The 11,518-nt window shown below is 42.8% G+C and carries 11 protein-coding genes; 10 read left to right on the top strand and 1 reads right to left on the bottom strand.

What is annotated here, in order from left to right; genetic code table 11:
- Positions 1-40 precede the first annotated feature (40 nt).
- The 3 genes from OH31_RS13905 (at position 41) to OH31_RS13915 (ending at position 2,648) form a co-directional block, all read left to right on the top strand.
- Positions 41-412, top strand: coding sequence for a 4a-hydroxytetrahydrobiopterin dehydratase (locus OH31_RS13905; protein ID WP_024931204.1), 372 nt, complete (start codon positions 41-43; stop codon positions 410-412).
- 47 nt (positions 413-459) lie between these two features.
- Entirely contained in the window at positions 460-1,419 is a 960-nt protein-coding gene (gene miaA, locus OH31_RS13910) for a tRNA (adenosine(37)-N6)-dimethylallyltransferase MiaA (RefSeq protein ID WP_024931205.1), read from the top strand.
- A gap of 62 nt (positions 1,420-1,481) precedes the next feature.
- On the top strand, positions 1,482-2,648 hold the full coding sequence (locus tag OH31_RS13915; RefSeq protein WP_024931206.1) for a nucleotide sugar dehydrogenase: 1,167 nt from the start codon (positions 1,482-1,484) through the stop codon (positions 2,646-2,648).
- 53 nt (positions 2,649-2,701) lie between these two features.
- Here OH31_RS13915 and OH31_RS13920 read toward each other — a convergent pair whose 3' ends face one another.
- A complete protein-coding gene (locus OH31_RS13920) occupies positions 2,702-3,997 on the bottom strand; it encodes an undecaprenyl-phosphate glucose phosphotransferase (RefSeq protein ID WP_019882402.1) in 1,296 nt (431 codons plus the stop codon).
- A 356-nt stretch (positions 3,998-4,353) separates the two neighbouring features.
- Between OH31_RS13920 and epsL the strand changes: the two genes are divergently transcribed.
- From epsL to OH31_RS13955, 7 genes are all read left to right on the top strand, one after another.
- Positions 4,354-5,550, top strand: coding sequence for an XrtB/PEP-CTERM-associated polysaccharide biosynthesis outer membrane protein EpsL (gene epsL / locus OH31_RS13925; RefSeq protein WP_369751524.1), 1,197 nt, complete (start codon positions 4,354-4,356; stop codon positions 5,548-5,550).
- A gap of 21 nt (positions 5,551-5,571) precedes the next feature.
- Positions 5,572-6,441: an EpsD family peptidyl-prolyl cis-trans isomerase gene (locus OH31_RS13930; RefSeq protein ID WP_242402302.1), complete on the top strand. Its 870-nt coding sequence runs from the start codon at positions 5,572-5,574 to the stop codon at positions 6,439-6,441.
- Positions 6,442-6,508: 67 nt separating this feature from the next.
- Positions 6,509-7,537 carry an SLBB domain-containing protein gene (locus OH31_RS13935; RefSeq protein ID WP_019882398.1) on the top strand — a complete coding sequence of 343 codons (1,029 nt, stop codon included), beginning with the start codon at positions 6,509-6,511 and terminating at the stop codon, positions 7,535-7,537.
- Between the two features lie 17 nt (positions 7,538-7,554).
- Complete coding sequence (gene epsF, locus OH31_RS13940) at positions 7,555-8,910, top strand: chain length determinant protein EpsF (RefSeq protein WP_024931209.1); 1,356 nt, start codon at positions 7,555-7,557, stop codon at positions 8,908-8,910.
- 46 nt (positions 8,911-8,956) lie between these two features.
- Positions 8,957-9,823, top strand: coding sequence for a chain length determinant protein tyrosine kinase EpsG (gene epsG / locus OH31_RS13945; protein WP_024931210.1), 867 nt, complete (start codon positions 8,957-8,959; stop codon positions 9,821-9,823).
- A 5-nt stretch (positions 9,824-9,828) separates the two neighbouring features.
- Positions 9,829-10,731 carry an exosortase B gene (xrtB, locus tag OH31_RS13950; RefSeq protein ID WP_024931211.1) on the top strand — a complete coding sequence of 301 codons (903 nt, stop codon included), beginning with the start codon at positions 9,829-9,831 and terminating at the stop codon, positions 10,729-10,731.
- An 8-nt stretch (positions 10,732-10,739) separates the two neighbouring features.
- The gene (locus OH31_RS13955; protein WP_024931212.1) at positions 10,740-11,453 is read left to right on the top strand and encodes an exosortase C-terminal domain/associated protein EpsI; all 714 of its coding nucleotides are present in this window, start codon (positions 10,740-10,742) and stop codon (positions 11,451-11,453) included.
- The last annotated feature ends 65 nt before the right edge of the window (positions 11,454-11,518 follow it).

The raw sequence follows: 11,518 nt of genomic DNA on the forward strand, positions 1-11,518 counted from the left end.
ATACTGTCACGCTTTAGTAGCCTATAGTCAGGAGGGCGTTATGACCGACCAGGTACTCACCGAGCAAGAAATCCAGCAACATTTTTCTGAATCATTACCGCATTGGGTGTATGAGGATGGCTGGATCCGCCGTAAATATAAAACCAACAGCTGGAAGGGTACACTGATGGTGGTCAACACCGTTGGTCATCTGGCCGAAGCTGCCTGGCATCATCCAGACTTAACCGTGTCCTATGCCTTTGTCATCGTCAAACTGTGCACACACAGCGCCAAAGGCATTACGATGAAAGACATCGAACTGGCACGCAAAATTGAAGAAGTGGTGCAATGGCAGCCGCAGTTACAAGCAGGCTCTGCACTGGAAGGTACGCCACAGAGTGACCTGCGCTTCAGCTACGTCAAATACGATTAGTTTCAGTGTTCTGCGTCACTATTTTTCGTTAGCCCAGTTTCAACTGTATGCGCACCAATCATCATGCCGGTTTGCCACCGGCAATCTTTTTAATGGGTCCCACTGCCAGCGGCAAAACCGCGGCGACCATTGCTTTAGCACAGCGCTTTCCGGTTGAGATTATCAGTGTCGATTCCGCACTGGTATATCGCGGCATGGATATCGGCACCGCTAAACCCGACGCCGAGACCTTGCGCCAGGCGCCGCATCACTTAATCGATCTTATTTCACCGCTGGAACAATACTCTGCGGCACAATTTGCCAAAGACGCCCTGGCACTGATGCATACAGCGACTGCTCATGGTCGTATCCCAGTGCTGGTCGGTGGCACTATGTTGTATTTCAATGCCTTGCAACATGGCCTGAGTGATCTGCCAGAAGCCGATTTAACCATCCGTGCCCAGATTGAAGCGGAGGCGAATGCTGCAGGCTGGCCAGCAATGCATGCGCAATTGGCTAGCATCGATCCGGCCGTTGCCGCCAAGATTCACACCACAGACTCGCAGCGCATAGAACGCGCATTAGAGGTTTACCGCATCAGCGGTAAATCCATGAGTGCTTTACGTGCGCAGTCGCAAAAAGTATCGTTACCGTTCAATATCCTTAAACTTGCCTTGATGCCAAGTGATCGCAGTGTCTTGCATCAGCGCATTGCCGAACGCTTTCAGATCATGCTCAAGCATGGCTTTGTAGATGAGGTCAAAAGCTTGTTGCTTGAGTATCCGCAACTCACGGTGGATAGTCCCAGTATGCGCTGCGTTGGTTACCGGCAAGCGTTGCAATATTTGAATGGTGATATTGATTTAGCTACTTTGGGAGAGCATGGTGTATACGCCACTCGCCAGCTCGCCAAACGCCAGCTCACCTGGTTACGTGGCATGGACGATGTGCAGGTATTGGATTGCTTGCGTACGGATTGGGTGGGGGGAATGTTGAATGCAATGGCATCACATATTCTAATTAAATAACATAAATATTTTATATTGTTATTATCTGTGAACTTTTTATTAACGATCTGTGAGCTGTCCTAATGAAAATTGCTATTGCTGGTACTGGTTATGTGGGCTTGTCGCTTGCGGTTTTGTTATCGCAAAAAAATGAAATTGTCGCGCTGGATATTGTGGCGGAGAAAGTGGCACTACTTAACCAAAAGAAATCTCCTATTGCTGATCATGAAATTGAAGATTTCTTGATTAACAAATCATTAAACTTCAAAGCAACTACTGATAAAAACGAAGCCTATACAAATGCCGAGTTTGTGGTAATTGCTACCCCCACCGATTACGATGCAGAAACCAATTACTTCAATACAAAATCTGTTGAGGCGGTGATTAAAGATGTGATGGCCATCAATCCTGAGGCAGTCATGGTAATCAAGTCGACGGTTCCTGTTGGCTATACTGAAAAAATCCGTGCCAAGCTCAACTGTGGCAACTTGATTTTCTCGCCGGAGTTTTTACGTGAAGGCAAAGCGCTATACGATAACTTGCATCCATCGCGCATTGTGGTTGGCGAGGTGTCTGAGCGAGCACAGAAGTTTGCCAACTTACTTAAAGATAGCAGCCTCAAGCCAGATACACCTGTCCTGTTAACCAATAGCTCCGAGGCCGAAGCTATCAAGTTGTTTGCCAATACCTTTCTTGCCATGCGTGTCGCTTATTTTAACGAGCTGGACACTTATGCCGAGACACATAATTTGAATACGCGCCAGATTATTGAAGGCGTTTGTATGGATCCACGTATTGGCAATCACTACAACAACCCATCATTTGGCTATGGCGGCTACTGTTTGCCTAAAGATACCAAGCAATTGTTAGCAAATTACTCGCAGGTACCGCAGAATCTCATCAATGCCATTGTGGATGCCAATACGACGCGCAAAGATTTTGTTGCTATGAGTATTATTAAACAAAACCCCAAGGTGGTAGGTATCTATCGACTGGCGATGAAAACAGGCTCAGATAATTTCAGGGCATCGTCTATTCAGGGCATTATGAAGCGCATAAAAGCGCGTGGCATTGAGGTGGTTGTTTATGAACCTGCATTGGAGGCTGAAGAGTTTTATCACTCCAAGGTGATAAGTGACTTAAACCACTTTAAACAAGTGGCTGATGTGATTGTCACTAACCGAAAAACGAATGAGTTAGAGGATGTGATGAGTAAAGTCTATACACGAGATTTATTTGGGCTTGATTAAATAAAAATGCCCGCCATTATGCGGCGGGCATTTTTAACGATATATACTAATTACTAATAAGCGCCATCCTGGCCGACGATCGTTAACCATGCGGTCTTAGCCACGATCAGCATGTCCAGACGCGGGCTCCAGTTGCGCAAATACTCCAGGTCATAGTGCACGCGCTGCTCCATCTTTTCCAGCGTGTCGGTTTCGCCACGGAAGCCATTGACCTGTGCCCAGCCGGTAATGCCCGGTTTTACCTTATGACGCACCATATAGCCTTTAATCAGCTTGCGGTACTCTTCGTTATGCGCCACGGCATGCGGGCGTGGGCCAACCACACTCATGCGTCCTTGCAACACATTAATAAACTGCGGCAACTCATCTAATGACGATTTACGCAGGAAGGCACCCAGCGGAGTAATCCTCTGGTCATTCCTTGTTGCTTGAGTGACTGTAACGCCATCTTCCGTAACAGTCATTGAGCGGAACTTATAGACCAGAATTTCCTCACCATCCAAACCATAGCGCCGTTGCTTGAAAATAATGGGGCCAGGGGAGGTGAGCTTCACCCCTAAGGCGACCCCTAACAAGATAGGTGAAATCAATATCAATACAAACAGCGAGAACAAAATATCTGCTGTACGTTTAATTAAACCATCCACGCCGGTAAAAGGTGTTTCACATACCGACACTACCGGAATACCATTGACGTCAGACACACGGCCTTGAATCAAGTCTGTGACGAAAATATCCGGCACAAAGTAGATGGAAGCGGTGGTGTCTTTTAAATCATCCAACAATTTCAAAATACGCGGGTGACTAGACATTGGCAGCGCAATATAGATCGTATGAATCTGGTTGCTCTTGCAATAGGCAGGAATGTCCGTCAGGGCGCCCAGAATTTCAAAGCCATGGTCTTGCGGCGCACGTTCCGGCGCACGATCCTCAAAGAAGCCTAATACAGAAACACGGCTATACTCATCTGCCAGCAAGTTGTTTGCTACGGCCAGGCCTTGTTCATTGAGGCCGATAATGACTGCATTTTTGATAGGGCCCTGCAGGCTGATAAAGAACGGAGAGAGCTCCTTCAGCGCCGTTAACGCAAGAATCTGGGCAATCGGCGTTCCTATTAACCAGGTGTATATAATTTCTGGGGTATACAGCGTGATGTAGCCCGTAATCCGCGCAAATACCAGTACCATGCCCGCAAGCAAAAGCCATTGAAAAATGACATCCCGCACCATTTTCCAAAATCCCAGGCGAATTTTTGCACCGCTAGGAAAAGTCACCGAAAACAGCAATATCGAGGTGAAGAAGATAGAGATGGGAATTCTGTCTTCGAAATAAATAAAAATGCCCCACATAAAAAAGACTAATACGAGGGGCTCTACAATGGATTCGATGAAGTAAAGGGGGCTTCGGGGCCCCGAAGATAATCCGGAGATTGTTCTAATTGGCGGTCTGATAGTTTTTTTCATGGATTACTTATTTCTATATACCGTTTGAGTTTAACCAAATTAATGCTTAACATCAATCGCCGAATGGCAGTGCGAATGCAGCCTAAATGTCATAAAACCGACTTGAAAGCTTGCGTATACTGTAAAGCTGATTTAATAATTCTCATTGCAGCTACCAAAAAGTTAAATTTTGGTAGCAATAAATGCATGTTTACAGGTTAGAATGTAACTCAAATATCATATTTGTTATTGCTTAAAAACTCATGTCACCCTGCAAGCAATCCCATAAAGTAAATCTACATCGACCAATTCAATACTGGGCCGCACTAATCTTTGTTGCAATGCCACTTATAAGTATGGCTGATGAGCTAGATACGCTACAGTTTAAAGCCTCAATGAATAAAACCTATGATAGTAATTTGTTCAGACGCTCTAATAATGAGGTTGCTGAGCAAATCACGACTTCAATTTTTGGGGTGAAATTAGACAAAACATATTCTTTGCAGCGATTCGTTTTGGATATTTCGTATGTGGATAATAAATATAATGAAAACGACTATCTTGACTTTGCAGCCACCAACTACAATGGATCATGGCTTTGGTCTTTAACTCCAAATTTAACTGGCACTTTGTCGTCCCAAAGAACCCAATCTCTCAACAGCTTTGGTGATTTCTTAAATACCACAAGAAATATTAGAACGCTGACAGATAATCAGTTCAGAGCACAATACTCACCTCATAAAGTTTGGAGCTTGATATTAGGCGTTAGCCAAGCAAGCCTTGAGAATACTGAAACATTTACGGCAATCTCTGATTTTGACTCTACCGGTTTAGATTACGGAGCCGCTTACAGCTTTCCTTCTGGAGCAATGATTACCTTCCTTGGTCACTCAAGGAAGGGGGAATATAAAAAACGACCTCTTGACCCTATAATTGCTTTTGATAATGGATACTCTGAAAGGGAATATGAGGTAGATTTATTTTTGCAGGATCCAGGTAGGAGCAAACTAATTGGCAAGATAGGCTATCTTGAAAGAGAATATGATAACTTCACTATTCGAAACTACCAATCTTATGTTGGATATTTGAATTATGATTTAATGATTACAGGCAAAATTAAGTCGAGTTTTGGTTTGACGAGAATTTTAGCCCCATTTGAAACTGAATCTACCGCGTACTCAATTTCAGACACGGTTACTGCACAAATTTCTTATGAAGTCACTTCTAAAATTCAAGCAGGTATCAATCTTAGATACACTGAAAGGGATTTTGGTGGCCGAGGACAATTTGACTCTAGCCGGTTGGATAAAGAGGATGCTTTTGCAGGCTTTATTGGATGGAATCCAACAAAAAACATAGGTTTTTCCTTAAGAAGTACGAAGTCTAGCCGTAATTCAAATGTCTCCAGATTCAACTTTGATGACACACTGACCAGTGTGAATATTGAGTTGAAAATTTAATCTTTACTAATGGGATTCATTTTGTATAAAAGAATAATAATTAAAATATTACTTAATCCTGCCACATATGCTGTGTTTCTGGCGGCTTGCTCATCAGATGAGTCAACTAAACAAACGTCGCAAATAGTTGCCCAAGTTAACGGAGATGAAATTACAGTTGCTCAGCTCAAGATAGAGTTGCAGAAAATTAAAACCAAAGTAAATGACCCTGTGCAGTTGTCTCAAAAATTGATAACTGGTTTAATTGACAGGCAGCTTTTGGTACAAGAATCTTTAAAATTAAATTTAGATCGTACCCCAGAGGTGCAAGAGGCTATCACCTCCGCCAAAGCTCAGGTTTATGCTCAGGCCTATATTGCTAAAAAACTGGCTAAATTGCCACCTCCTAACGATAAGGAAATACAGCAGTTTATTGGCGAACATCCGCAATACTTTTCTCAGCGTAAAATATTTAATACAGTTGACACTGTATTCGAGAACAACGTTGATCAATTGGACTTACATTGGTTAGAGTCTGAAGTGACGAGCTTGGACTTACTGCGTCAGTTGCTGGATGAAAAAGGGATTAAATATCAGACTGTGAATAATCGATTTTCTACGGATGGCTTACCGCTCCCGTTGTTAGACAAAATAAAAAATCTTAAAACGGGGGATTTGTTATTTGCTCACGATACTAATAAGGTGATCGTAAAGTCTATATCGTCAATTGAGCCATACTCTGTTCAAGCATCACAAGCAGAACAAATTGCGACTCATATGCTCACAGACAAACGTCAGCAGGAGTATGTTGCAAAAGAAATTAATCGGTTAAAGGCGCTTGCCAAAGTTGAGGTATTCGAAACTAGAGCAGGTTCAGTTGCAAGTGATTCAAAAAAAGTAGTCGTCCAATAAAGTAAATAAAAAGTTAATCTTCTCGTGGTTAACTATTCCGAAATTTTAAATTGAAGAGAACAAGAGTATGACGCGATATTTTAAATATTTATTAGTAGCGGTGTTTACGCTGTTTAGTGCGTTAGCCCATGCAGACTATACGCTCGGTGCAGGGGACTCTCTTAGAATAGTTGTATATGGCGATGCTGATTTAACGCGGGAAACGCGAGTAGCTGAAACTGGTGAAATTACACTACCTTTAATTGGTGAGGTTGGTGTAGGTGGTTTAACTACCATTCAAGCGGAAAAAAGAATTGCAGAGCAATTGAAACGTGGCGGCTTTATTGCCAATCCTCAGGTTTCGGTGTTAATTCTCGAGTTTAAAAGCAAAACAGTCTCTGTATTGGGTGGTGTCCTTAAACCTGGCAGATATCCCATCACGCACCCAACTGATGTGAAAGATATTCTCGCGGAAGCTGGTGGTTTAACCTCTGAAGCCTCAGAAATTATCACTGTAGTGCGCGGTGAAAAACGTAGCGAATATGATTTGAATGAAGTAATTGAGCATCGTAATTTGAATGTGCAAGATCTAGGATTGGTTGGTGGAGAGACCGTTTATATTAGTGTGCGCGATGTGGCTGTTGCTGGTCAGGTATTGAGACCAGGTAAATACGGCATTCAAGGTGGTACGCGTAAAATTAGTGATTTCGTCGCATTGGCTGGCGGTGCAAACGAAACAGCTGGCGAAACGTTGTTTTTTACGACCTCTCGATCTGGCACGGCAGTTACTCAGGAGATCAATATCGATGACTTGTTTAGATCTCCTGCCAGTGAATTAAATAAAGAGCTCACGCCTGGTGATGTCGTTTATATTCCGAAAGCGCCGCAAGTTTACATTTATGGTGAAGTACAACGCCCTGGCATGTACAAGATTGATAAGAATATGACGATAATGCAAGCAATTGCAAAAGCAGGCGGTTTAACCGTACGTGGAACACAACGTTCAGTGAAGTTGCATCGTAAAAATGCGGAAGGCGCATTGGTCAAACAATCATCCGATCTCACAAGCACCCTGATGGACGAAGATGTGTTGTTCATCGAAGAAAGTTTGCTTTAATTTAATCAGGCAGCCATATGAATTTTTTACAACTAGCAATAATCTTAAAAGTTCGACGTTACATCATCTTACTGGTAGCGGTGATTACTTTACTGACAGCAGTGACAGTGAGCATGCTGTTGCCGAAAAACTTTTTAGCGACAGCGACAGTACTGCTTAACTACAAAGGGGTAGATCCAGTGACTGGCGTATCCATGCCGGCTCAATTATTACCAGGCTATATGGGTACTCAAATTGACATTATTAAAAGTAAGAATGTAGCAGTTGATGTAGTTAAGCATTTAAATCTGATAGAGATAGACTCTATCAAGCGTGACTACGCCAATGCCACTAAGAGTGGCAATGTTAAATCGGACATTGTCGACTGGTTAGCTGATCGCTTATCTAGCAAATTGGATGTAACACCTTCAAGGGAGAGTAGTGTCATTAACATTTCCTATAAAGGTGTAGAGCCTACATTTGCAGCAACGATGGCAAATGCATTCGCTGAATCCTATATCAATGTAAGCCTGAAGTTAAAGATGGATCCAGCGATTAAAGCCTCACATTATTTGTCTGAGCAAACCAAAGTATTACGTGATAACTTGCAGAAAGCTCAGGAAAAACTTTCAAACTATCAACAGGAGCATGGGTTGACGAGTATATTAGATACTTACGATGTGGAGAGCTCTAAATTAAGGGACTTATCCACTCAGTATAGTTTGATGCAATCGCAATCTATTGAGGCTAACTCCAGAAGAAACGATGCCGCAAAAAATATGAGCGACTCACCTGATGTTGCGCTCAACCCCATCATCCAGAATTTGCGAGTAAACCTAGTCACGGCCGAGTCAAAACTGGCCGAAATGGGCCAGCGATATAGCAAAAACCATCCATCCTACATTGCTGCCGAAGCCGAGGCCTCAAAACTCAGAAGCCAGCTGCAAACAGAAATTGACAGGACTGTTGTTGGTTTGAGTAACAGTGCAAATATTAACTCTCAGCGTTTAGGTGATGTTAAAACACAATTGGAACGCCAAAAACAAAAGGTGCTGACGTTAAACAGATCCCGCTCAGAACTTTCAATTATGGAGAAAGAGGTTGAAATCGCTCAAAATGCACTCGCCTCTGTCAATAACCGCTTCAGTCAGACCATATTAGAGGGCCAATCAAATCAGGCGGATATTGCCGTATTGGAAACGGCTACACCGCCATCCTCACCTAACAACCCGAGTTTACTGCTGATTATTCCATTCTCACTGATTGTAGGCACAATGCTAGGCTGTTTTTTTGCGTTAGTGGCCGAGTTTTTGGATCGCCGTGTGCGCAGTAAAGATGACATCCTTTCATTGGGTGAAATTCCAGTTTATGAATACAGTATCAAAACCGCCTAAAGGCTCACTTGTCATCAAAACAATTTATCAAGCAAAGTGATCGCGTATGAATATTATTGAAACAGAAAACAAAGCGCCGTTGAAAACGGTGTCTTCCAGTATTGGGCACCTCTTGCTTGATATGGGGAAAATCACGGATAAAGACGCTGAGCGCATATTGAAATTCCAGAAAGAAAAGTCTATGCGCTTTGGAGAGGCGGCACTGGCATTGGGCTTTGTTACGATGGAAGATATCAATCAAGCTTTATCTTATCAGTTTGATTATCCGTATTTAACACCGGAAAAAACTTCTTTTAGCAACACCCTTGTGGCCGCTTTTGATCCTTTTTCAAAGCAAGTTGAGTCTTTGCGTTCATTACGGACACACTTGATGCTACGCTGGTTTGAGCGTGGATTTAAAACCATCGCCATATCCTCACCCAAAGGTGGCGATGGTGTGAGTAACCTTGCAGGTAATTTGGCAGTGGTATTCTCTCAGCTTGGTGAACGTACCTTACTTATTGATGCCAACCTGAGATCACCACAACAACATAAATTATTTAAACTCAATAATAATCATGGCTTGTCAGACATCTTGGTTGGTCGCGCTTCTATTGATGTGGTCGTAAGGATTTCATCTTTGCTCAATCTGAGCGTGTTAACTGCGGGAGCTGTACCACCCAACCCGCAAGAGTTGCTAAATAAAAATACACTTGATGAACTGCTAGCTACATTTTCAGAGCAATTCGATGTCATTATTATTGATACATCCCCTATACTCGAATCCTCTGACGCACAGATTGTCGCCAAAAAAGTAGGTGGGGTATTAGTTTCCACCCAACAACATAAAACCAGCTTCAAAGATACCCAAGATGCGATTGAAACGTGCCGTGGGTTAGGCATTGAAGTGCAAGTCGCATTGAATGTGGACTAGTTAATATGTCGCTATCGTCCCTGCCAATGACTGGCAACAATGGCGCTCGCCAAAAACTGTTAGGCTACTTGGCAATATTACTGTCAATCCTTGTGCTGTTTGTACCGGTCTTTTATGATTTGTTCACCACGGTTTGGAATAACGATACCCAATCACATGGCCCGATTGTTCTTGGTATTGGTATCTGGTTTTTTTATTTTAAAACTAAACAAATTTTGGAAAAGCCTCAGGCTTTTAAGCCATCTCCAATATTGGGTTGGTTTTTAATATTGATTGGCGCCAGTATCTACATTGTTGGATATTCACAAAGCGTTTATATCTTTTCTATCCTGTCACTGGTCTTAATATTGTGCGGGGTGATTTGCCTGTTATTTGGCTTGCAAATCGCTTACAAATATTGGTTTGCATTATTCTTTTTTATATTTTTAATGCCATGGCCAGCCTCAGTCATTGATATATTGACTCAGCCCATGAAGATTGCCGTCTCCTATGCTGCCGATCATCTGCTCTATGCGCTTGATTACCCGATCGCGCGTTCAGGGGTAATTCTGCAAATTGGCCAATATAAACTGCTGGTCGCTGATGCCTGTGCCGGGCTTAACTCTTTGTTCACATTAGAGGCTATAGGCTTGCTGTATATTAATGTGATTAATCATCAGGCCTTCTGGCGAAATGTCTTGCTGGCAGTGTTAATTGTGCCTGTATCTTTTACATCCAATGTGCTGCGTGTTTGCACACTGGCACTGATTACATACCACATGGGCGACGAAGCAGGGCAGGGTTTCTTGCATAACTTCTCTGGTATGGTGCTTTTTCTGACTGCACTCATTTTGATTATCGTGATTGATTCCGTGATTCAAAAGATTGCTGAAAAATTTAACATTAAGAGCTTGCTGAGCCAGGATTAGCGATAGCAATGAAAGACCTGTACCTCAAACTACCACATGTAAAGCTGATATCAGCGCTACAGTTATTGCTAATTAGCCTCGTATTTTCAGGGCTAGCAACGTTTCTAAAGCCACATGCGCATTTTGCAAAGAATGAGAGCAATTTTGAAGAGAATATTCCACGCGTGATTAACGACTGGATGGAAATTCAACAGTCAGCACCACAAGTCAGTATGGTTAGTGATGAAAAAAGCTTGATTAACCAGTTGTACGATGACACCTTAATGCGTACTTATGTAAACAAGGATGGTCAGCAAGTAATGGTTGCGCTAGCTTATGCCAAAGAGCAACGCCAGGATGTGAAAATACACCAGCCAGATATCTGTTATCCGGCGCAAGGCTATCAAATGCTTAAGTCTAAAGAGAAAGTGTTTTCCAACCTAAGCAAAAGTACACAAGTTATTGGCAAGCAGCAGCTCTATTATGGTCAAAACCATCTTGAGGCTGTCAGTTATTGGATTCGAGTCGGTGATAGAACCATGACATCTGGATTGCAGATGCGCTCAAAAATTATTGAAGACGGGTTACTTAAAGGACGTCTGGATGATGGCATTCTAGTCCGGGTTTCTTCAGCGATTTCTGATGAAGCGAAGGCTAGCGAGGCTTATGCGCTGCAAGAGCGCTTTATCAAAGAGTTTGTTCTGGCAGTCGAGCAGAAAAGCCCCGGTTTACTCGTTCCATAAAAATAAAATTAGTTGAATATTAAGTATTGGCTTTTAGGGGAGCCCGATACTTAAACTCCTGACAG

The sequence above is a fragment of the Methylophilus sp. OH31 genome (assembly GCF_000576615.1).
Taxonomy (GTDB): domain Bacteria; phylum Pseudomonadota; class Gammaproteobacteria; order Burkholderiales; family Methylophilaceae; genus Methylophilus.